Below are 22606 nucleotides of genomic sequence, written 5' to 3'. Positions count from 1 at the left end.
ATTTAAAACGTCATGGCACACAAAAAAGGTGTAGGTAGTTCTAAGAACGGTAGAGAATCAGAATCGAAACGTTTAGGCGTTAAGATTTACGGTGGTCAAGCAGCTATCGCTGGAAACATCATCGTTAGACAAAGAGGTTCTAAGCACAATGCTGGTGAAAACGTTTACATGGGTAAAGATCACACTTTACACGCGAAAATTGACGGTGTTGTTAAATTCCAAAAGAAAAAAGACAACAAGTCATACGTTTCAGTACTTCCATTTGAAGCTTAAGAATCAGAGATCTGTTTAACAGATAACAAAATAAAAAAAGGCACTTAATTAAGTGCCTTTTTTTTATGCCTTTCCTCACCAACTCAGCTCCATCAATTGAATGAGTATTAAATATTTAAGGCTAAATCAATCCTTTCGACATTATTTCGACATTACTCAAACTAAGTCAAAGATTCTACTTTACATTATCCAGCCAGATCTACCATATTTATAGCTAACAAAATCACTTATTTAGAAATATTAAAAATAAGTTTGTGTATTAAATAATATTATTTATTTTTGGTCTAAATAATATTAAGCAATAATTATAAAATGAAACTTACCAAACTATTCTCTGGAGTCGCTATACTGGCGTTCCTATTTACAAGCTGTTCAAGTGATGACAATAATGAACCTATCAGACCTGACAACAAAGATCAAATTGCTTTAGGTAGCATTTTACCTATCGAGGGGACTTACGTTTTTCCACACACTCCAACAATGCCATTGCCTTTTAAATTTGAATCAAATAAGATAACTATCATATTTGAAGATAAATCAAATCAGACAACTGCAGAGGATGTTTACGACGTACTATCAGTATATAAAAACACAAGTAAAGACGAAATCATTAAAGCAGTGACTAAGTCAAAATCTACGCAAGAATACAAGACCTTCTTCTTTAAAGATCAAAAAGAAGAAAGTGTTCTGATACATATGGACTACAGTTTCCCAACACAAGATGAAGCAATCAAATCTGCATATCCAACGGAAACTAAAACAACCACTAAAACTATTACAGCAGATAATCCGCATGGTAATATGAAATTTGGTTGGTTAAAGTTAGAAAAAGAAGAAGATAAAGTTCAGAATATGGATAAACTAAAAGGAGTTTATGGTTCTGAAATTATCATGAAAGGAGGAAATCCAACCGCTCAATATGTTTTTAAAATAAATAGTGATGAAGACGCTTTCCTTTTCAGAGCTAATATGGGCAAAGGTTTTGGTGATTCTGCATCTTTTATTCTAAAAAAAGTAGCAACAGATGAAGCTAAAGGCCAATTGATATATGAAGTAACAGGCTCAACAGGTTATTACGAAGGAAGAACTGGACAGTATCTAACAATCTACGTTAAAGACATATCAGCAGATGGAGCAAAAGCAACATTTGCCATTGCTACTAAAGACGGAAGTAATTCTGTAGCTAGTAGCAAAGGTGATGTCATAGGTAAGACTATAGAAGAAGCTAAAGCTATCAAAGCTCCTGAAGCCAGTCAAGTTTGGGAAAATGATATGATGAACTACGCTCACAAGTGGATGCCTACAACAAGAGAATAATTACATTCTAAATAGATATTTTAAGCAATAAAAAAGGAGTTATAGTATAATGCATACTATAACTCCTTTTTTTATTCCAAGAGATTACTCAACTTTTAATGAATGATACAATTCTAAAGCTTTTCCATCAGTCAACATCGAAACAAAATGGCATACACTCATTAATCGTTCGTATAAACTATCAGTTTCTAAATGATACTTCTCAGGTAGTAACTTCAGCACTAAAGTATCGTAATGCGTTTCATCATGGTGGTAATGATTATTAACAGCTGTGGTAAAACTATCCAATAAGCTATGTATTACCTTATAGCCAATTATTTCCTTTTCAACAACTTCCTTACTTTGATAAACATTATTAACACTAATATTAATGATATCTTTCATTTGAGCAATGTAGGCACATTTATCAGTTAAAGCGTGAGGAAACTCCCCTTTTAAGATACTCTCTTCATTCTCAATAAATACCCTTGTTACATCCTGAATCAAACTTCCAATAGCCAAAGCGCGTAAATAACTAACGCGATCTTCCTTAGAAGTTAACTGTGAATAAGTATCACGGTTAATGCTCCTCTCGACTATTTTAATCAAAAACTCTAAAGCGTGTTCTTCAGGAATCCAACCTAAATTAATTCCGTCTTCGAAGTCTATTATAGTGTAACAAATATCATCTGCAGCTTCCACTAAATAAGCCAGAGGGTGTCTATGATATCTCAATGACTTTTTATCTTTAGAGATAAGTCCTAACTCATCCACAACATCAATAAAAGCAGCTTTATCACCTTGAAAGAAGCCATATTTTTTATCCGATATATCAAGAGTCGGTTTCTTTGGCAAACTCTCCTTAGGATACTTCATAAAGGCCCCAAGAGTAGCATAAGATATACGCAATCCTCCAACAACACCAGGTCGTGATTTAGTCAATACAGTAAAACCATTAGCATTTCCTTCAAAATCCACAAAATCTTGCCATTCTAAAGCTGACAAATGCTTTTTGAACTGCTGTCCTTTACCATTAACAAAAAAGTCGCCAATAGCTTTTTCGCCTGAATGACCAAAAGGTGGATTACCTATATCGTGTGCTAAAGCCGCTGCTGCAACTATAGCTCCGAAATCATTTACTGTGTAACCATACTCTTGAGCCAAATAAGAATACTTGCTCAATAGCTTTTCTCCAACATTTCGACCTAATGAACGCCCAACGACAGATACTTCAAGGCTATGGGTCAAGCGCGTATGTACGAAGTCAGTTTTTGAAAGAGGAATTACTTGAGTCTTATCCTGTAAACTGCGAAATGCAGAAGAAAAAATAATGCGATCGTAATCAACCTCAAAGCCAATACGAGTTTCACTCTCATCTAAGCGGTGTCTAACAAATGTATCTCCGTGCTTTTTTAGAGATAACAGTTTTTCCCATTTCATCATATGCAATGATTAAAATTATATTTCTATAGCTCTAAAGCTAATTGACTATTAATAATATTGTCTTTTACAGTTCTAAAGATATGGTTCTTCGCTTCTGCATAAGAAATGTCATAGATTCTTTCAATTTTAGCGTATTCTTCTGGATAAACAGCCAACATCTTATCGTAATAAGCATCTAATGCATCCTTGTTAGGAGAGGTATATTCCAATTGAAGCTCAAATCGACGTCTTAAAGCCTCATCTATCATGTGTATTTGATTTGTTGCAGCCATAAGAATAGACTTAGCAGGAAGGTTGTCTATTAATTGCAAAATAGCATTAACCACGCGTTTCATCTCGCTGTTATCTTTGTTGTCGTAATCTCTAATCTGACCGAGAGAATCAAACTCATCAAAGAAAAGTACCGAACTTTCATATTGTACTTCTTTAAACAAGCTCTCTATATTCTTTGCCGTTTCACCAAGTTTAGAAGAAACAATAGTCGCTAAATTAACAATAATAAGTTTCTTATCTAAATGTTTAGCAATAGCTTTTGCAGTCATGGTCTTACCACACCCCGTCTTTCCGTATAATAATATTTTATTACTGACAGGTAGATTATACTTCATAAGTATTTCTCGGTATTTATACTCTTTCAAAAACTGCTCTAACTCAATCTTCACGTTATCATTGAACATGACGTCATCCAAAGAAATTTTGCTGCGATCTAAATAATATAAAGAACTCATATACTAAAAAAATTGTGTGTTGTTAATGAACAAATATACCCTTAATAATAATCAGATTCCCCAACCAGAATATAAAAAAAGTAAACTATTCCAACAAATTTATAACACAATGACACTATACAAAGAAGAATCAAATCACAACAAAAAGATCACATTAGCATATAGAAAAAAAAGAGGGTACAGTTTACACTGTACCCTCGTAATTATATTGCGTCTTGATACGCTTTCTTATTTCTCATCACCTACAAGAAAAAACTTCATTGATTTCATAGGGTAAGCTGTTCTACTTTTACCACTTGGGTTAGCAATTACAGTCTTGATACTTACTAAATCTCCTATTTTAAAGCTAGCCTCTGTATACTGATAATCTAACAAATATGGCCCACAAAAATAATTTCCTTCTGAATCTTTCTCAATAACACCTTGGTAAATACCTTTTTTAGTTTCTTTAGACATAATAAAATCAATTAAAGCAACAAAGGTACAATACTTATCAAGACATTAGTATATTCCCTTAAAACTATTTACTGTCCTATCAGATCACCTCAAATAGTCGAAACTATGATCAACTACGAACCACACATTTCACAATCATCTTCGTTGTTCGAAGCCATTCTTGCTTTGTGAATCATTTCTTGATACTCCTCAATGGAAATTTGTTCCACATCTTGAGCTGTATTTGGAGTTGTTTTCTTCTCGTTATTCAAAGTAAACTTAATTGCATCTACCGCAGACTTGGTACGCAAGTAATACATACCAGTCTTTAACCCGGCTTTCCAAGCGTAAAAATGCATAGAAGTCAACTTCGCGTAATTAGCTCCTTCCATAAATAGGTTCAATGATTGGGATTGATCAATGAAATACCCTCTATCTCTTGACATATCGATAATGTCCTTCATACTCATTTCCCATACAGTTTTATAAAGGTCCCTAATGTCTTTTGGAATAAACTCTATATGCTGAATTGATCCATTAGCACGCATTATTTCTTGTTTCAAATCTTCATTCCACAAACCAAGGTCTACAAGGTCTTTTAATAAATGTTTATTCACAACAATAAACTCCCCTGACAAAACACGTCTTGTGTAGATATTAGAAGTATAAGGTTCAAATGCTTCATTATTCCCCAATATCTGAGAAGTAGAAGCGGTAGGCATTGGCGCTAATAACAAAGAGTTTCTAACTCCATGTTCCATGACTTGCTTTCTCAAACTTGACCAATCCCATCTTCCACTCAATTGACTATCATCTATACCCCATAAATTAAACTGAAACTCACCTTGTGATATAGGCGATCCTTCAAATGTAGAATAGGCACCTTCTTCTTTTGCCAATTCCATAGATGCAGTAACAGCTGCAAAGTAAATAGTTTCAAAGATCTCTTGATTCAATTGCTTCGCTTCCTGACAAGTAAAAGGAAGTCGCAATAAAATAAAGGCATCTGCAAGCCCCTGAACACCAAGACCTACAGGTCTATGTCGCATATTCGAGTTTCTCGCTTCTTCAACTGGGTAGTAATTGCGATCAATTACTCTATTTAGATTTCGAGTAATTCGCTTCGTTACATCAAATAAGAATTGGTGGTTAAACTGTCCCTTTTCAACAAACATTGGCAAAGCAATAGATGCTAAATTACATACAGCCACTTCATCAGGAGAAGTATACTCCATGATCTCAGTACACAAATTAGATGATCTAATTACCCCTAAATTCTTTTGGTTTGATTTTTTATTTGCCGCGTCTTTATACAAGATATACGGAGTTCCTGTTTCTATTTGTGCTTCAAGAATAGCTTCCCATAATTCGCGCGCTTTGATTCGACGACGACCTTTACCCTGATTCTCGTACTTAGTATACAACTCATCAAACTCATCGCCATATACATCGTAAAGTCCAGGACATTCATTAGGACACATCAGAGTCCAATGCCCATCTGTCTCAACGCGCTTCATAAATAAGTCATTCATCCACAAAGCCAAAAATAAATCACGAGCACGCATTTCTTCTTTACCGTGATTTTTTCTCAATTCGATAAAATCAAAAACATCAGCATGCCATGGTTCTATATAAATAGCAAAACTACCTTTTCGCTTACCTCCTCCTTGATCTACATATCTTGCAGTATCGTTAAATACTCTTAGCATTGGTACAATTCCATTAGATGTACCATTAGTACCGCGTATATAAGATCCAGTTGCTCTAATATTGTGAATTGACAATCCTATACCACCAGCAGATTGAGAAATCTTAGCAGTTTGTTTTAATGTATCATAAATCCCTTCAATGCTGTCATCCTTCATAGTCAACAAAAAACAAGAAGACATTTGTGGCTTAGGAGTTCCTGAATTAAAAAGCGTTGGAGTAGCATGCGTAAAAAACTTCTTCGACATCAATTCATAAGTTTCTATTGCCGCATCTAAGTCATTCAAGTGAATACCTACAGCAACACGCATAAGCATATGTTGTGGACGTTCCACTATCTTGCCATCTAATTTTAATAAATAAGAGCGCTCAAGTGTTTTGAATCCAAAATAATCGTAATTAAAATCTCTTTGGTAAATAATAGCTGAATCCAATCTATCAGCATTCGCTTTGATCACTGCATATACATCATCAGCAATTAAAGGAGCCTCTAAATTAGTTCTCGGGTTCACATAGGTGTACAAATCATCTACAACTTCAGAAAACACCTTCTTAGTGTTTTTATGCAGATTTGAAACTGCGATTCTTGCTGCTAACAAAGCATAATCAGGATGCGAAACGGTCATAGATGCAGCTGTCTCAGCAGCCAGATTATCTAATTCTGATGTATTTACACCTTCGTACAACCCCTCTATCACGCGCATAGCGACCTTAACAGGGTCGACTAATTCACTTAACTCATAGCACAAGATTCTAATTCTGTCAGTAATCTTGTCAAAACTAACAGGCTCTTTTCTGCCATCTCTTTTTATAACGTACATAAACTTCTTACTTACTAATTAAAAATCTGCATCAAAACTAATTGTATTTCCACCTTCTTCTTTCGAAATAACACCTGCTTTTTGATATTCCGAAACCCTCTTTTCAAAGAAGTTTGTTTTGCCTTGTAGAGAAATCATATCCATGAAATCAAAGGGATTGCTTACATTGTACTCTTTTGAACAACCAAGCTCTACAAGTAACCTATCAGTAACGAACTCAAGATACTGTGTCATTAAAACAGCATTCATACCAATTAAACTAACTGGTAAAGATTCCGTAATAAACTCTCTTTCTATATTAAGAGCGTCAACTAAAATCTCTCTAATTCTCTCCTTAGGTACTTTATTAATTAAATGATGATTATGTAAATGCACAGCGAAATCACAATGAACTCCCTCATCTCTCGAGATTAGTTCATTCGAAAACGTTAGTCCAGGCATTAACCCGCGTTTCTTCAACCAGAAGATTGAGCAAAAAGCTCCAGAAAAGAATATCCCTTCAACTGCTGCAAAAGCAATTAAACGCTCTGCGAAAGAATCAGATTCAATCCATTTTAAAGCCCATTCGGCTTTTTTCATAATTGCAGGAAAAACTTCTATAGCTCTAAAAAGCTTATCTTTTTCTTCCTCATTTTTCACATAAGTATCAATTAACAAAGAATAAGTTTCACTGTGAATATTCTCCATCATAATCTGAAAGCCGTAAAAAAACTTAGCTTCCGGATACTGTACTTCATTGACAAAATTCTCTGCTAAGTTCTCATTAACAATACCATCAGAGGCAGCAAAGAAAGCAAGAATGTGCTTTATAAAATAGCGTTCATCTTCATTTAACTTATTATTCCAATCTGCCAAATCTTGCTGAAGGTCAATCTCCTCCGCAGTCCAAAAACTGGCTTCCATTTTCTTATACCAGTCCCAAATGTCATGGTGTTTTATTGGAAAAATAACAAATCTATTCTTATTTTCTGTTAAAATTGGTTCTTGAATTGCCATAGTAAATTGATTAATTTATTTGTTTATTAAACTAAAAAGAGAATGCCATATCTACAAAGATTAGAATTTTTAACTCTAATAGAAAGAGAAATTCCCCCCAACTTATTCACAAATCAAAGAAGTTATTAACAAACACTAAGAATCAACAACTTACATAAAACACTAATTTACAAAGAGATATACGGTATACCAAACTATAAAAACAGTGTTAAAAGACACAGAGCTACCATACTAAGCTCGTGTCAGTCCCAGCCATTAACTGAAGTCAATCCTATATCGCGCAACTCAATTTAGTCCATAAAAAAAGCGACAATCGTTAACCGATTGTCGCTCTATATAATTACCTATAAGATACTATAATTCTAAAGCTTTCTTAGGATTGTTATCCATTAACAATTCAACAGGATTTTCTAAAGCCTCTTTAATTGCAACTAAGAAACCAACAGACTCACGTCCATCAATAATTCTATGGTCATAAGAAAGAGCCACAAACATCATTGGGTGAATCTCAACTCTACCTTCAACAGCGATTGGACGCTCAATAATATTGTGCATTCCTAAAATAGCCGATTGAGGAGGGTTAATAATTGGAGTTGATAACATTGATCCGAATACACCACCATTAGTAATAGTGAATGTTCCTCCTGTCATCTCATCCACTGTGATTTGTCCATCACGAGCTCTTAAAGCTAAACGCTTAATTTCAGATTCAATTCCGCGGAAAGACAATAATTCAGCATTTCTAACTACTGGTACCATTAATCCTTTTGGTCCTGATACAGCAATTGAAATATCAGCAAAATCAAATTTAATTTGATCTTGACCATCAATCATAGAATTTACATCAGGATACATTTCTAAAGCACGTGTAACCGCTTTAGTGAAGAACGACATAAAACCAAGACCTACACCGTGTTTAGCTTTGAAAGCGTCTTTGTATTCGCTTCTTAACTTGTTCACGTTAGTCAAATTAACCTCGTTGAATGTAGTTAACATAGCAGTCGTATTCTTAGCCTCTACTAAACGCTCAGCAACTTTACGACGCAACATAGACATTTTCTTACGCTCTTCACCTCTTGGTCCACCTGTAGGAGTACCCATAGAAGCTTTTGCGTTTAAAGCGTCCTCTTTTGTTATTCTACCATCTTTACCAGTACCTGATACAGTTGTAGGGTTGATGTTTTTTTCCTCTAAAATTTTCTTAGCCGCAGGAGAAGCACTTCCTGTTGCATAAGTAGCAGCTGCCGCTACTGGAGCTGGCTCTGCTTTTGGTGCCTCTGCTTTTGGAGCTTCAGCTACAGGTTTTGCCTCTGTAGAAGCGCCTCCTGCAGGTTTTGCAGCACTCATATCAATTAGACAAACTACTTGTCCTACAGCAACAGCTTCACCTTCTTCAGCTTTCAAAGTGATGATACCACTTTCTTCTGCAGGTAACTCTAAAGTTGCTTTATCTGAATCTACTTCAGCAATAGCTTGGTCCTTTTCAACGTAATCTCCATCTTTTACTAACCAAGTAGCGATCTCAACTTCTGTAATTGATTCACCTGGCGAAGGAACTTTCATTTCTAAGATGCTCATCTGTATGTTTTTTATTTAATATTGTTATGTAAAAATACTGTTTTATTATAAATTTTTATCAAAAACCTTTGCTATGGCATAAGCATATCGTTTTTTAGAACGAACAGAGCTTCCAGATGCTGGAGCACTATATGCTTTAGTACCTGCGTAACGTAAAGGTTTTTCGTGGAAATGCATTAACATATGACTGTATGCTCCCATGTTCTTAGGCTCCTCTTGTGCCCAAACATAATCCTCTACATTAGTATACTTAGCAAGAATCTCTTTGATTTGCTCAATTGGCAATGGGAACAATTGTTCGATACGAACAAATGCAATATCATCTCTACCTAATTCTTCGCGTTTTGCTACTAAATCATAGTAGAATTTACCACTACAAAATACCAATGATTTAACTTTAGAAACATCAGCTTTTGGATCATCAATAACGTATTGGAATTTACCTTCAGTAAAATCTTTGATCGACGATACAGCCTCTGGATGTCTTAATAAACTCTTTGGCGACATGACAATTAATGGTTTTCTAAAATTAGTAACCATTTGTCTTCTCATTAAGTGGAAAAAGTTTGCAGGAGTAGTAACGTTAGCTACAAACATATTATCCTCAGCACACAACTGTAAATAACGTTCTAAACGAGCTGATGAGTGTTCTGCACCTTGGTTCTCATAACCATGCGGCAACAACATAACCAAACCATTCTGATTAGTCCATTTATCTTCTGCAGCAGATATATATTGATCCATCATAATTTGACCACCATTCGAAAAGTCTCCAAATTGAGCTTCCCAAATAGTCAAAGTATTAGGATTAGTCAAAGCATAACCATATTCGAATCCAAGAACAGCATATTCAGACAACAATGAGTTAAAGATTCTCATTTCTCCTTTTTGCTCTTTCAAATGATTCAACAAAATGATAGATTCCTCTGTATCTTCTGTTTTAACAACTGCGTGACGGTGTGAGAAAGTTCCTCTTTCAACGTCTTGTCCAGACATACGCACATCATAACCTTGAGTCAATAAAGAACCATAAGCTAATAGTTCACCCATAGCCCAATCTAATTGATCCTTCTCAAAGAACATCGCCTTTCTATCTCCGATAAGACGCTTCACTTTGTTGATAAACTTCTTATCCTCAGGCAATTCAGTGATAACTTCTGCAATCTGAGTTAAAACTTCCTTAGAAACCTTCGTATCGTAATCTGCCAACATCTTATCAACTTCAGCAATCTCAAAACCTTTCCAGTTTTCGTGCATGAACGTTCTGATCTTAGCATACTCATCTTTACGTGAAGTTTCTAAATCAACCTCAAGAGCATCTTTATATTGTTGCTCTAAAGACTTAACGAAAGTTTCATCAACAATCTTATCTTCTAATAATCTTGCGTTATAAATATTTCTTGCATTTGGGTGCTTAGAAATTAATTTATATAAAATAGGCTGTGTAAACTTAGGCTCATCACCTTCGTTATGTCCATATTTTCTATAACCAACTAAATCAATGAACACGTCAGTTCCAAAAGTCATACGATAATCTAAAGCAAATAAGAAAGCTCTTACTGCAGCTTCAGTATCATCAGCATTTACGTGGAGAACTGGACTTGCAGTTACTTTAGCAATATCTGTAGAATAAGTTGACGAACGACCATCTGTATAATTTGTTGTAAAACCAACTTGGTTATTCAAAACTACGTGAATTGTACCTTCTGTTTTATAACCTCTAAGTTTGGCCATTTGTACAATTTCGTAAACAATACCTTGTCCAGAAATAGCAGCATCACCGTGAAGTGCGATAGGTAATACTTTTGAAGGACTATCAGTATAAACAGTATCTTGTTTTGCTCTTGCAATACCCTCGATAACAGCTCCAACAGTTTCTAAGTGTGAAGGGTTAGGAGTTAAGTTTATCAACAAGTCTTTTCCAGATCTTGTTTTTCTCGCAGAGCTAAGACCTAAGTGGTACTTAACGTCTCCGTCAAAACCTTCAACAGTATCGTAATCTTTACCGTCAAACTCAGAGAAAATTTCTTGAGCAGGTTTCTTAAAAACGTTAGCTAACACATTCAGACGTCCTCTGTGAGCCATCCCTACAACAACTTCTTCTACTCCTCTATTTGCAGCAGAGTCAAGTAAGAAATCCATTGCTGGTATCGCTGCCTCAAGTCCCTCTAAAGAGAAACGTTTTTGACCAACGTATTTAGTATTCAAGAAGTTCTCAAAAGAAACAGCTTCAATCAATTTGTGAAGTATCTCTTTTTTCTCTTCGCTATTAAATTTAGCTTCTGGTGCTTCATAGTGATTTTGAATCCAAGACACTATCTTTTCGTCAGTGATATACTTGTATTCAATACCTAAAGTTGAACAGTAAACTTTTTCTAATTGAGCAATAATCTGCCCCAATGTCGAAGTTGGAAGTTGTATTGTTTTAGCAGCCTCAAAACTAATATTCAAATCTGCTTGAGAAAGACCAAACTTCTCTAAACTTAAATCTGGATGCTCTACTTTTCTGTCTCTTAATGGGTTTGTCTTAGTCATTAAGTGCCCATAAGTTCTGTAAGCGTCAATTAAACGCAATACAGCAAACTCTTTTTGAAGTTGCTCTATTTGTCCAGAGTTGCCCACATTAGCAGTATTACTTGTCGCTGTCGAAGTATACGCTTGTGACAATTGTTCTACTGGCCCGTCACTATACTCGTTTGCAAAGTCAAATCCTTGAAAGAAAGCTCTCCAACTTGGCTCAATACCATCTGGGTTTTCTAAATATTGATCATACAACTCTGCAAAAAATGCAGTGTGAGCCGCATTTAAAAAGGAATATCTATCCATAATTTCGTCTAAAGACCTTTTGTTTAAATATTATAAATACAAAAATACAACTCTTTATGACAATTGTATAAACTTTTACTTATTTTTATACTATTATATAGTAACTAGTACCAATATGAAAAGATTTAACATCAGAATATTGTCGTTTTTTTTGACGATATCATTTTTTTTAACTTGCAGTTTTTCCATTCTTGCACAAGAAAAGAGAAATGATACGAAAAATTATGATTTTACTAAAAATTGGAAATTCGGTGGAGGTCTTGGTTTAGGCTTCGGAAGCGGATATACAGACATCATGATTGCACCAAGTGCAATCTATCAATTCACACCTTATGTAAGTGCAGGTATTGGATTGCAAGGTAGTTACATTAAAAGTAAAGATAGAGGATACTACTACAATGCCATTAAAGAATACGACTCTTGGATATATGGTGGTAGTTTAATTGTATTGTCTAACCCTATACCTCAACTACAACTTTCTGCAGAATTAGAGCAGTTAAGAGTTAACAATTCATATACATATAAAGATTTAACGAAGCGCGATGACAACTTTTGGAACACTGCTCTTTTCCTTGGTATTGGTTATGTCAATGGCCCAGTTACAATAGGAATTAGATATAATGTCTTATACAGAGAGAAAGACATGGTTTACGGAAGTGGATTTATGCCTTTTGTGAGAATGTATTTTTAATAGAAAAGCCTATCGAGAAAAAGTTTAATCTCCATAGGCTTATTTTTTATTTGCTTTAGCTAAAGCTCAACTATTCTTGAAAGCTTTTTCTAATATAGACTTTTTGAAACTCTCTCTTAATAATAAGATAAGCGACGCGTTCAATGTATTCATCAATGTCCACGTTTTTAATTGCTTTAATATCTCTTTCAGAAACGTCTATTCGATATAATAGACTCGAAAATCGAGAAACATTCGTCGAATGAATGATGCGATGTAATTGCCCGATAACTTGACTAACTAACTCGGACGGTGTCTCTACAGAAAAGACAATATCAGTATTCACAGTTGTTTGGAAGTCTTTCTGAATTTGCAATACTAAATCTTTTAAAAAACTCTGTTGAACTAAATGTTCGTCAAGATACTTTACTGAATCCCACATTTCTATATATTAAAAATAGCAGTCTTTGCGCCTCTGACTTTAAACTCTTCTATTCATTAACTCATTGCTAAACACTCGTAACTGTTCTTTTTTACTTTCTGGAATATCCATTTGCTCTAACAATTGTAGTGCAACTTCAGTGTATTCTTCAATTAGCTTTTGCGAATCAGTCGCAGAATTAGTCTCTACAAAAAGTTCCTTTACTCGATTGATTTTAGCTTGCTTATCACTGCAGTTAGTAGTTGAGAAGAATGACATCAACTCCTTCTGTTGTTCAGCATTTCCGTTGATCAAAGCTTTTAAATAAAGGTATGTTTTCTTATTTTCTAAGATATCTCCCCCTATTGTTTTACCAAAGGTAGCTTCATCACCAAAAGCGTCTAAATAATCATCTTGTAATTGGAATGCTATTCCGAGGTTCAAACCAAAGTCGTAAATTTTATTGGCATTCTCCTCCGAAGTTTCCGCAACAATCGCTCCCATCTTTAAAGCAGCCCCTACTAATACAGCTGTCTTAAATTTGATCATTTGTATGTACTCCGGAATGGCAACATCATTTCTATTCTCAAAACAAATATCCCATTGTTGTCCTTCACATACTTCAATAGCTGTTTTGCTAAACAATTTGGCTAAATCGCGAAAAATCACAGGTTCGTAATTCTCAAAGTACTGATAAGCAAGGATCAACATTGCATCACCTGATAAAATAGCTGTATTGACATTCCACTTCTCGTGCACTGTTTGATGTCCTCTTCTCAAAGAAGCATCATCCATAATATCGTCATGCATCAACGAAAAGTTGTGAAAAAGCTCAATCGCTGTTGCTGCGTGAATAGCCTTTTTGGGATCAATACCAAAAACATCAGCAGCCATAAGAGTTAGAACTGGGCGAATCTGCTTTCCACCTAATGATAAAATATATGAAATAGGTTCGTATAATTCTTTTGGAGTACCTGACAATGAAATTGAATCAATAAACTCTGAAATTTGCTCTTTGTACTTTACTATTGATTGCATTTTTTTAAATTTTTCGTAAAAATACGTGTTTTTTTTAAAGTTGATCAAATCCCTTACCCTTTTTAAAAACATCATTCACACAGCAGATTTTCAATTAAGTATTTGCAAATAGCAAAAAGTACATAATTGCTAACTCTACTGACATTTATTTACCTACTTACCACCTATTGCAGTAAAAAAAACAGAAAAAGCAAATTCAATCTTAAGCAACAAATGACAGCAATACTTTATCAATTCAAAACCTTTGTGAAGGTGAGCTGTTCTTCTTTTTTATTAAATACAATAGTCTTAATCATCACACCTGCGATTGGTTCGCTAAAAACGAGATTATCTATCCTTCTTTGTTCAAGTATATGCCCTGTTTCATTCATTACTTCTTCTCTGATAGACATTGTATTAATTGATACATTAGAAACAATATGCCCGTCTTCGGCAACACCCTCTACCTCAATCTCGAAATTCGCTGAATAAGGATAATTAATAACAGCCGTCTTATCGTCAATTGCCACTAAGCGAATATCCCCAACTTCAGTATTTACCTTCGTTCTATCTTCAACTAAAATATAGGTTTTATAATCTTTCAGCTTAAAGCGAAAAGAAAGTGATACTGAACTCAAAAGCCTTCTATCCATCACTCCAAAGACAAAATAACCCTTTTTCTGTTTATGGAACACCTCTTTTTCTATTCCCCGCAAAGGCAATCTTCCCAAGTCTTCTACTCTAACAACATTATACTTATCACGCAACGAATTTACAGTAATCACCTTGCTATTACTATCCAATGTTGTACCATCAATAAACGCAACACTATTTATCAAAAATTGAGGATCAAAAATTTCCGTTTGACTCAAGGATTCATCGAGGCTAACTAAACTAAACTGCCCAGTAAAATCACACTCGACCGCCATCGTAGTACACTCATTCAGAACATCACTAATACGATCACTCAAGTTATCACCTGAAGACATACTTTCAACAACAGCATCGTTGAGCTCTTTATAAATGGCTTTTTGTCCAAAACAACTTACTCCAATAAAAAAGAAAACAAACCCCTTAATAAACCTTTTTGCCATAGCATTTATCGAATTAACTCCGTTTACAATTCTACACTAAGCGATATCAAACAACTTTCAACTCCACATAGCACACAACATTTCTTCCTCTCATCAATACATCACCAACTAAATCAACTAATAAGAAACAAGTTATTGCAATCGCAAGAATCTTCCTTACAACTATCCTACCTATAATTCCAGATGTTAACAACCATACTCAACAACGCTTAAAAAGCCAATAACGAATAACTAAAAAACACCTTAAATTATAATATATAAATATAATTATATTATTTTAACAATTAAGCATCACGCAAGACAATAGATTAAGATATTAATACTACCTGTTTTGGTATTCATTACCCTACCGAGAAAACCTCCTTCACTCACAACAAATGACCTATTCAATACCCACTGGCTATTGGCTCTACACCACTTCATACACTACTTGAAAATAAATGGTACAATCAAGTATACAGAAATTCTATTCTGAATGGCATAGCCCTGAGCTCTAAGTCATTCCCTACTAAAAAAGCCATCGCCCTACAATCGCTTAACAGACCAACCTCATCTCTACTTACTTTACTATCCACAAAAGCGAAGTATTTACTCCTCTACCCTATAAGTATAACCGCAGTGCTTTCATCTTGATCGTAGTTTGATCCCATAGTGGTCGCATAATTTTACCTATAAAGTATGCGACCACTATGCGATCACTATGCGACCACAAGCCGACCACCCCCTAAAATCTCAAAGCGAAAACATTGATTTCTAAGCCATTATAACAATTCATTTACTACACATCAACATCCTATTTACAATCCACCTAAAGCACTCCCTGCTTTACCCTTAAAAACTTTACAAACAAAAAAGTTTCCTGTAAAAAAATCACGCATCCCTTTAAAAACAAAGGATTACAAAAAACAAGAAACGAACAAACAAGTTAAAGTTTCCTTAAATAGATAGGAAACTTTTTTTACACAAAAGTTTCCTACTTATCTTTGACTACTCAAAAAATTAAAAGTAATGGAACAACAAATATTAGAAAAAGCAACACAAATGTTTTTGACACAAGGATTCAAAACTGTGACAATGGATGATATAGCAACTGAGTTGGGAATATCAAAAAAAACGATCTATCAACACTATTCATCCAAACCTGAACTAATAGAAAAAAGCCTAACGAACATTAACCACAAGTTTCTGCAACAACTTGAGTCAACACTAAAATTGGATCAAGAAGCTATACCTGAAATTGTAGCCGCACACAAAGACATCAATGATATTTTTTTAGTTGATTCATCAGGTTGTTTTTATCAATTAACGAAGTACTATCCAAAACTTGCACAGAAGCAGAAAGTCTTTCACGAAAAGAAATACGTTAAATTGATAGAGAAAAACTTAGAAAAAGGTATCAAAGAAGGAGTTTACCGCTCAGACATTGACATTGATTTTGTAGCGAGATTCCACATTGCTTCTTTAGTGGCAATCGAAGACTTAGACTATTTCCCGGAATCCGAATACACCCATTCAGAAGTACATGCACTGCACTTAGAATACCACATAAAAAGTATTGCTACTGAAAAAGGGCTAAAAATATTCAACAAACTATTTAAAGAACTCTAATATCACACCAATAATATGTATAGATACATACTTACTCTACTCCTATCGAGCTTAACTATTCCTCTTTGTGCACAGACAAAAGAGTTAAGTTTAAAAAATGCTATACAATACGCCTTAGAACATAAAGCAGAGTCAAAGATAGCTTCATTGGAAATTGAAAACAGTCAATATCAAATCGAAGAAGTTAGAGCGAATGCACTACCACACCTCAATGTAGAGGCCAATGTAGCAAATAACCCTTTAATACAAGAAATGCCATTGTCCTTAGGTGGTCAAACACAAATGATTCCCTTTAATTTAAAATGGAATTCACAAGCATCTGCCACTGTGACACAAGTCTTGTTTAACCAAGCAGTATTCATGGGATTAAAAGCGGCTCGTACAGCAAAGGAATTTTACATTATCAATAGAGAGTTATCTGATGAAGATATAATCGAAAAAGTTGCAACAACTTATTATCAAGTATTTCAATCAAAAGAACTTCAATCTACATTAGAAACAACAATTGCAAGTACTACAAGAATTAAAGACATCATTGAAGATCTACATAAAAATGGCCTCGCAACTAAAATAGACTTAGATCGAACTAAAGTTGCTCTTAGCAACCTAAAATCACAAAGACAGCAAGTAGTCAATGCGATCGAACTACAACAAAATGCACTTAAGTTCTTTATGGGCATGGAATTGAGCTCACCGATTAGCTTAGCAGAGGATACTTTTCAGATTGATGAATCAGTCCTTCTTGTAGAGCCAAATGTCGAAAAGAGAACTGAACTTCAACTATTAGAAAAGCAAAAAGACTTGCTTCATTATAAAAAGAAAGCAACAATAGCAGATTATTATCCGTCCTTAGCTGCATTTGGTACAATGAGTTATCAAGGTTTGGGGGACAAATTTGTTTGGGGAGGAAAGCCGACAGACGGGGTTTACTGGACAAGTAATGCAGTCATAGGAATAAGCCTAAAAATCCCAGTGTTTAATGGATTTGAGACACGCTCTAAAGTAAGACAAGTAGAGGTTGAACTGAAAAAAATAGACGTTCAATTAGAAGATACAAGACAAGCGTTAGATCTCTCTTTTAAGAATGCGCAAAAATCAATGGAAAACGCTTTGATAACCATTAATATTCAAAAAGACAATGTCTCTTTAGCCAAAAGTATATTAGACAATATCCAAAATAATTACAAACAAGGATTAGCATCCCTTACTGACCTTCTAAATGCCGAAAATGCATTCACAGAAGCTGAGAACAATTATACAAATTCCCTATTAGAATATAAACTTGCAGAAGTACAGTTAATTAAAGCAAAAGGAGAATTAAAAAGTCTGATCGATTAAAAACTACAACGTAACATTCAAATGAAAAAAATAATAATATCCTTAGTCACTATCACCATCATTGGAGGTATTGTATATATATTGAACACAAATAAAACTAAAAACGATCAAGAGACAGCAATCGTTTCACAAAAGAGTGCTACTATATCCGTTCGAGCAGAAAAAGCACAGACAAAGAAGATTGATGCAAACTACAAGGCTAATGGAAACTTTGTCCCTGAACAGGAAGTCATGGTTTCGGCAGAAACTCCAGGTCGCATCATGAAAATATTAGTAGAAGAAGGAAGTAGAGTAAAAAAAGGTCAAACATTAGCGATAGTCAATGCTGATCAAATAAATATCCAATTGCAAAATGCTGAGTCTGCATATGCCACAGCAAAAGCAGATGCTGCGAGATTCGAGAGTGCATTTACAACAGGAGGAGTGACACAGCAGCAATTAGATCAAATACGACTTGTATTAAAAAATGCAGAAGCTAACTTAAACTCTGCAAAAATAACAGCTAATGACGCTAATGTAAAGGCTCCCATAGATGGCATTATAAATAAGAAACACATTGAACAAGGTACTTTTGTAGGTCCAGGTGCTCCGCTATTTGAGCTGGTAAACGTAAACAAACTAAAATTGCGTGTAAATGTTGATGAGAGCCATGTAGCAAATCTAACGGAAGGCGATAATATCAAAGTCAAAGCAAGTGTATTGCCAAATGATACCTTTTATGGTAAAATTAGTTTCATTGCGCCTAAAGCAGATGCTGCCTTGAACTTCCCAGTTGACTTAATTATAGAAAACAATAAAAACGCCAAACTTAGAGCTGGTATGTATGGTTCTGCTTACTTTCAAGCAGACCAAGACACCAATACCCCTATTTTATTGGTACCGAGAAACGCTTTTGTAGGAAGTGTGAGTTCAAACCTAATCTACGTAGTACAAGACGAGAAAGCTGTAGGTAAAAAAGTTGTTTCGGGTAGAAACTTCGGAGACTTCGTTGAAGTATTAGAAGGAATACAAGAAGGTGATCTTGTGATAACGTCAGGTCAAATCAACTTAGTAGATAACAGTCCTGTATCAATCATTAATTAACATCCTAAAAAGAGGATAAAGTATGAAATTAGCAGAAATATCGATAAAACGCCCCAGCATAATAATAGTAATGTTTATTGCTCTATTATTAGGAGGTATATTCAGTTATAAGAACCTAAGTTATGAGTTAATTCCCAAATTCGAGGTTAATGTCATTACAGTTGCAACAGTTTACCCTGGTGCATCACCTTCTGAAATTGAAAATACAGTAACGAAAAAAATAGAAGATGCGGTAGCCTCATTAGAGAACGTAAAAAAAGTTGAGGCAATGTCTTTTGAGAGTTTATCCACGATAATGATCTACTTAAATGCTGAAGCCAATGTAGACTTATCTCTAAACGATGCGCAGCGAAAAATAAACGCAATCTTAAAAGATCTACCCAAAGATGTAGATCCGCCTTCACTACAGAAGTACTCTTTAAGTGATTTACCCATTATGGCATTAAGTGTAACGAGTAAATTAAACGAAAAAGAATTATACGATTTATTAGATAAAAAGATCCAACCTATCTTTTCACGTATCAATGGTGTAGCCAAAGTTGAACTAATAGGAGGAGAAGAAAGACAAATACAAGTACTTTTGGACCCCAAGAAGATTGAAGGTTATGGGTTAAGTGTACCAGCAGTACAACAGATGGTATTAGGGTCTAACCTTGACTTCCCTACTGGAAATGTCAAATCCCAAGATAAACAAACGCTAATTCGCTTGGCTGGAAAATACAAAGATGTCCAAGAAATGCGAAACTTAGTGATAGCTTCACAAGGAGGAATAGATATTAGACTTCAAGACGTTGCGGATGTACAGGATGGTGTAAAAGAGATCGAAAAAATAGCTCGATTCAACCAACAGTCCACTATCCTAATGCAAATCATCAAGCAGTCGGACGCTAATGCAGTAACTATCAGTGAGCTAACAAGAGAGACAATCGATGAAGTTCAAAAGAACTATAGCGACCAGGATCTAAAATTTAAAGTCGCAAATGATACTTCCGAATTTACTTTAGAAGCAGCAGATGGAGTGATGTTTGATTTATTCCTTGCCATTGTTTTAGTAGCTTTTGTAATGCTATTCTTCTTGCACAGTTTACGAAATGCTGTCATAGTAATGATTGCTATTCCCCTTTCGTTAATTGCGACCTTCATCGGATTGTATTTATTCGGATATTCCCTCAACCTACTGAGTTTATTAGCACTGTCCTTGGTAGTAGGAATATTAGTTGACGATGCAATTGTGGTAATTGAAAATATCCACCGCCATATGGAAATGGGTAAAAACAAAGTAAGAGCATCTTATGACGGAGCTAAGGAGATTGGATTTACGGTCACTGCCATAACACTTGTTATTGTAGTTGTATTCTTACCTATTGCCATGTCTTCAGGTCTTGTACCAAACATTATTAAGCAGTTCTGTGTAACAGTAATTATAGCGACAATGCTATCCTTATTGGTTTCGTTTACAATTGTTCCATGGCTATTCTCAAGATATGGTAAAATCGAAATCATCAAGCCAACAACAATATTTGGTAAGGTAATTCACTATTTCGAGAAGGGATTAAACTCCTTTACACATGCGATATCAGATTTATTAGTTTGGTCGCTAAAATCATTCAAGAATACAATAATAGTGATGATTGTCGTAGGAATTTCTTTCTTTACAGCGATCGCCCTAATTCCAATGGGATATATTGGATTCGAATTTTTGCCAAAAACAGATAAAGGAGAATTCCTTGTACAGTTAGAATTAGACAAAGATGCTTCGGTACAACAAACAAATAAGGTTACACAAGAAGTAGAGGAATACTTGCGCACCAAGCCAGAGATAGTAGATATGATCACCACTGTAGGGCAATCGTCTGAAGGATACGGTGGTATTCAAGCGACAAAGTATAAATCCGAAATTCAAGTTATCCTTACAGATAAAAAACTCCGTAAAGAAAACTCATTTATATATGCTGCCAAGCTTAAAAACGAACTTGTACCCTTGGTTGTAAATGCAAAAGTGAAAACAGTACCTATTGGAATTATTGGTGCCGAAGAAGCTCCAATCTCCTTAACCGTAACTGGCCCAACGCTGAATGAAGCAATGGACTTTGCGATTCAAGCAAAAGAACTCTTGGAAACAGTACCTGGAGCTATGGAGGTAAAATTAACTGCTGAAACAGGTAGTCCTGAAATCAACGTACAAGTAGACAGAGATAAAATGGCAGCCTTAGGTTTAGATATGTATACTGTTGGTATGACTATGCAAACGGCATTTAATGGAAATACAGACGGTAAGTTTAGAGCTGGAGAATACGAATATGACATAAATATCAGATTTCAAGACTATGCAAGAACAACAATTGATGACGTAAAGGAGATTTCATTTACGAATCAAATGGGTCAACATATTAAACTCAGCCAATTTGCAGACATTAATTATAGTTCGGGGCCGTCTGTGTTAGAGCGCAGGGATAAAACACCTTCTGTGACAATTAAATCACAAACGATCGGTCGTGATCCAGGCCAAATTGCAGATGAATGGACGGCTCAATTTGACCAATTAGAGAAGAAAGCAGGAGTAAATTATCAATGGTCAGGTACAATGGAAGATCAACAAGAAGGTTTCGGAACATTGGGAATTGCCTTATTGGCAGCCATCATCTTAGTTTACTTGGTAATGGTCGCTTTATATGATAGCTTTTCTAAGCCCTTTATAGTAATCTTCTCTGTTCCATTATCTTTTATTGGCGCTTTATTAGCGATGGCTCTTACTAATATTTCATTGAATATATTTACCATATTGGGAATTATTATGTTGATTGGACTTGTATGTAAAAATGCGATTCTATTAGTAGACTTTGCAAACCAAAAGGTAAAAGCTGGTGACAGTGTACACGATGCCTTGATAGCAGCAAACCACGCGCGTTTAAGACCTATTTTAATGACGACAATTGCCATGGTTATAGGTATGATTCCAATTGCTATGGCAAAAGGAGCGGGTGCCGAAATGAACAACGGTTTAGCTGTAGTAATTATAGGAGGATTACTATCATCACTTTTATTAACACTTGTGATTGTACCCATAGTTTACTCCCTATTTGATAAGATTAGTAATTTCTTTGGTAAAAAAGAAATTGTTGACTACAACTCTTTAATGACAGAAGACTTTGAATTCAATGAAGACTTCGTTGATGAATTTGCTTCGAAAAACAAATAATCAGTTTACCTTGATGGTTAAAGTGAAGACATACCTAAAAAGTATGTCTTCACTTCTTTATTAATCTATGTTA

The 22606-nt window shown here is 35.0% G+C and carries 18 protein-coding genes; 7 read left to right on the top strand and 11 right to left on the bottom strand.

The annotated features are described in order from the left end of the window. Window positions 1-12 precede the first annotated feature (12 nt). Both rpmA and NWE55_RS09470 read left to right on the top strand, forming a co-directional pair. Complete coding sequence (rpmA, locus tag NWE55_RS09475; RefSeq protein WP_155090937.1) at window positions 13-273, top strand: 50S ribosomal protein L27; 261 nt, start codon at window positions 13-15, stop codon at window positions 271-273. Between the two features lie 312 nt (window positions 274-585). Then, complete coding sequence (locus tag NWE55_RS09470; protein WP_155090938.1) at window positions 586-1590, top strand: hypothetical protein; 1005 nt, start codon at window positions 586-588, stop codon at window positions 1588-1590. An 84-nt stretch (window positions 1591-1674) separates the two neighbouring features. Here NWE55_RS09470 and dgt read toward each other — a convergent pair whose 3' ends face one another. The 7 genes from dgt to NWE55_RS09435 all read right to left on the bottom strand — a co-directional run bounded on the left by dgt (window position 1675) and on the right by NWE55_RS09435 (window position 12103). Further along, window positions 1675-3009: a dGTP triphosphohydrolase gene (gene dgt, locus NWE55_RS09465; protein WP_196216211.1), complete on the bottom strand. Its 1335-nt coding sequence runs from the start codon at window positions 3007-3009 to the stop codon at window positions 1675-1677. A 26-nt stretch (window positions 3010-3035) separates the two neighbouring features. After that, window positions 3036-3740, bottom strand: coding sequence for an AAA family ATPase (locus NWE55_RS09460; protein ID WP_155090940.1), 705 nt, complete (start codon window positions 3738-3740; stop codon window positions 3036-3038). A 228-nt stretch (window positions 3741-3968) separates the two neighbouring features. After that, window positions 3969-4196 carry a hypothetical protein gene (locus NWE55_RS09455; RefSeq protein WP_155090941.1) on the bottom strand — a complete coding sequence of 76 codons (228 nt, stop codon included), beginning with the start codon at window positions 4194-4196 and terminating at the stop codon, window positions 3969-3971. A 113-nt stretch (window positions 4197-4309) separates the two neighbouring features. Then, a complete protein-coding gene (locus tag NWE55_RS09450) occupies window positions 4310-6703 on the bottom strand; it encodes a ribonucleoside-diphosphate reductase subunit alpha (protein WP_155090942.1) in 2394 nt (797 codons plus the stop codon). Window positions 6704-6721: 18 nt separating this feature from the next. Next, window positions 6722-7699, bottom strand: a complete 978-nt coding sequence (locus NWE55_RS09445; RefSeq protein WP_155090943.1) for a ribonucleotide-diphosphate reductase subunit beta — start codon at window positions 7697-7699, stop codon at window positions 6722-6724. 354 nt (window positions 7700-8053) lie between these two features. Next, on the bottom strand, window positions 8054-9277 hold the full coding sequence (gene odhB, locus NWE55_RS09440; protein ID WP_155090944.1) for a 2-oxoglutarate dehydrogenase complex dihydrolipoyllysine-residue succinyltransferase: 1224 nt from the start codon (window positions 9275-9277) through the stop codon (window positions 8054-8056). 45 nt (window positions 9278-9322) lie between these two features. Beyond that, window positions 9323-12103: a 2-oxoglutarate dehydrogenase E1 component gene (locus NWE55_RS09435; protein WP_155090945.1), complete on the bottom strand. Its 2781-nt coding sequence runs from the start codon at window positions 12101-12103 to the stop codon at window positions 9323-9325. A 115-nt stretch (window positions 12104-12218) separates the two neighbouring features. On the opposite strand from NWE55_RS09435, the gene NWE55_RS09430 reads away from it, so the two are divergent. Further along, the gene (locus NWE55_RS09430) at window positions 12219-12794 is read left to right on the top strand and encodes a hypothetical protein (protein WP_155090946.1); all 576 of its coding nucleotides are present in this window, start codon (window positions 12219-12221) and stop codon (window positions 12792-12794) included. Window positions 12795-12864: 70 nt separating this feature from the next. On the opposite strand, the gene NWE55_RS09425 is transcribed toward NWE55_RS09430, so the two are convergent. The 4 genes from NWE55_RS09425 to NWE55_RS09410 form a co-directional block, all read right to left on the bottom strand. Next, window positions 12865-13215 carry a hypothetical protein gene (locus NWE55_RS09425; RefSeq protein ID WP_155090947.1) on the bottom strand — a complete coding sequence of 117 codons (351 nt, stop codon included), beginning with the start codon at window positions 13213-13215 and terminating at the stop codon, window positions 12865-12867. 39 nt (window positions 13216-13254) lie between these two features. Next, entirely contained in the window at window positions 13255-14232 is a 978-nt protein-coding gene (locus NWE55_RS09420; RefSeq protein WP_155090948.1) for a polyprenyl synthetase family protein, read from the bottom strand. Window positions 14233-14462: 230 nt separating this feature from the next. Beyond that, window positions 14463-15305 (bottom strand): hypothetical protein, encoded by an 843-nt coding sequence (locus NWE55_RS09415; RefSeq protein WP_155090949.1) that lies wholly within the window; start codon window positions 15303-15305, stop codon window positions 14463-14465. A gap of 449 nt (window positions 15306-15754) precedes the next feature. Next, window positions 15755-15880 (bottom strand): hypothetical protein, encoded by a 126-nt coding sequence (locus NWE55_RS09410; RefSeq protein ID WP_258204035.1) that lies wholly within the window; start codon window positions 15878-15880, stop codon window positions 15755-15757. 433 nt (window positions 15881-16313) lie between these two features. Between NWE55_RS09410 and NWE55_RS09405 the strand changes: the two genes are divergently transcribed. Genes NWE55_RS09405 through NWE55_RS09390 form a run of 4 tightly spaced genes read left to right on the top strand, consistent with a single transcriptional unit; the run spans window position 16314 to window position 22533 of the window. Further along, window positions 16314-16913: a TetR/AcrR family transcriptional regulator gene (locus NWE55_RS09405; protein ID WP_155090950.1), complete on the top strand. Its 600-nt coding sequence runs from the start codon at window positions 16314-16316 to the stop codon at window positions 16911-16913. A gap of 15 nt (window positions 16914-16928) precedes the next feature. Continuing rightward, on the top strand, window positions 16929-18251 hold the full coding sequence (locus NWE55_RS09400) for a TolC family protein (RefSeq protein ID WP_155090951.1): 1323 nt from the start codon (window positions 16929-16931) through the stop codon (window positions 18249-18251). Window positions 18252-18272: 21 nt separating this feature from the next. Continuing rightward, window positions 18273-19334 carry an efflux RND transporter periplasmic adaptor subunit gene (locus tag NWE55_RS09395; protein WP_155090952.1) on the top strand — a complete coding sequence of 354 codons (1062 nt, stop codon included), beginning with the start codon at window positions 18273-18275 and terminating at the stop codon, window positions 19332-19334. 22 nt (window positions 19335-19356) lie between these two features. Beyond that, a complete protein-coding gene (locus NWE55_RS09390; RefSeq protein ID WP_155090953.1) occupies window positions 19357-22533 on the top strand; it encodes an efflux RND transporter permease subunit in 3177 nt (1058 codons plus the stop codon). Window positions 22534-22606 lie beyond the last annotated feature (73 nt).

The sequence above is a fragment of the Myroides albus genome (assembly GCF_024722315.1).
In the GTDB taxonomy this organism is placed as follows: Bacteria; Bacteroidota; Bacteroidia; order Flavobacteriales; family Flavobacteriaceae; genus Flavobacterium; species Flavobacterium album_A.
The sequence above is the reverse complement of the archived record's forward strand: the minus strand, read 5'-3'. Positions and strand labels throughout refer to the sequence as shown.

Bases quoted from the DNA above. Each gene is read 5' to 3' on its own strand.
- rpmA (WP_155090937.1), top strand. From the start codon at position 13: ATGGCACACAAAAAAGGTGTAGGTAGTTCTAAGAACGGTAGAGAATCA.
- NWE55_RS09470 (WP_155090938.1), top strand. From the start codon at position 586: ATGAAACTTACCAAACTATTCTCTGGAGTCGCTATACTGGCGTTCCTA.
- dgt (WP_196216211.1), bottom strand. From the start codon at position 3,009: ATGAAATGGGAAAAACTGTTATCTCTAAAAAAGCACGGAGATACATTT.
- NWE55_RS09460 (WP_155090940.1), bottom strand. From the start codon at position 3,740: ATGAGTTCTTTATATTATTTAGATCGCAGCAAAATTTCTTTGGATGAC.
- NWE55_RS09455 (WP_155090941.1), bottom strand. From the start codon at position 4,196: ATGTCTAAAGAAACTAAAAAAGGTATTTACCAAGGTGTTATTGAGAAA.
- NWE55_RS09450 (WP_155090942.1), bottom strand. From the start codon at position 6,703: ATGTACGTTATAAAAAGAGATGGCAGAAAAGAGCCTGTTAGTTTTGAC.
- NWE55_RS09445 (WP_155090943.1), bottom strand. From the start codon at position 7,699: ATGGCAATTCAAGAACCAATTTTAACAGAAAATAAGAATAGATTTGTT.
- odhB (WP_155090944.1), bottom strand. From the start codon at position 9,277: ATGAGCATCTTAGAAATGAAAGTTCCTTCGCCAGGTGAATCAATTACA.
- NWE55_RS09435 (WP_155090945.1), bottom strand. From the start codon at position 12,103: ATGGATAGATATTCCTTTTTAAATGCGGCTCACACTGCATTTTTTGCA.
- NWE55_RS09430 (WP_155090946.1), top strand. From the start codon at position 12,219: ATGAAAAGATTTAACATCAGAATATTGTCGTTTTTTTTGACGATATCA.
- NWE55_RS09425 (WP_155090947.1), bottom strand. From the start codon at position 13,215: ATGTGGGATTCAGTAAAGTATCTTGACGAACATTTAGTTCAACAGAGT.
- NWE55_RS09420 (WP_155090948.1), bottom strand. From the start codon at position 14,232: ATGCAATCAATAGTAAAGTACAAAGAGCAAATTTCAGAGTTTATTGAT.
- NWE55_RS09415 (WP_155090949.1), bottom strand. From the start codon at position 15,305: ATGGCAAAAAGGTTTATTAAGGGGTTTGTTTTCTTTTTTATTGGAGTA.
- NWE55_RS09405 (WP_155090950.1), top strand. From the start codon at position 16,314: ATGGAACAACAAATATTAGAAAAAGCAACACAAATGTTTTTGACACAA.
- NWE55_RS09400 (WP_155090951.1), top strand. From the start codon at position 16,929: ATGTATAGATACATACTTACTCTACTCCTATCGAGCTTAACTATTCCT.
- NWE55_RS09395 (WP_155090952.1), top strand. From the start codon at position 18,273: ATGAAAAAAATAATAATATCCTTAGTCACTATCACCATCATTGGAGGT.
- NWE55_RS09390 (WP_155090953.1), top strand. From the start codon at position 19,357: ATGAAATTAGCAGAAATATCGATAAAACGCCCCAGCATAATAATAGTA.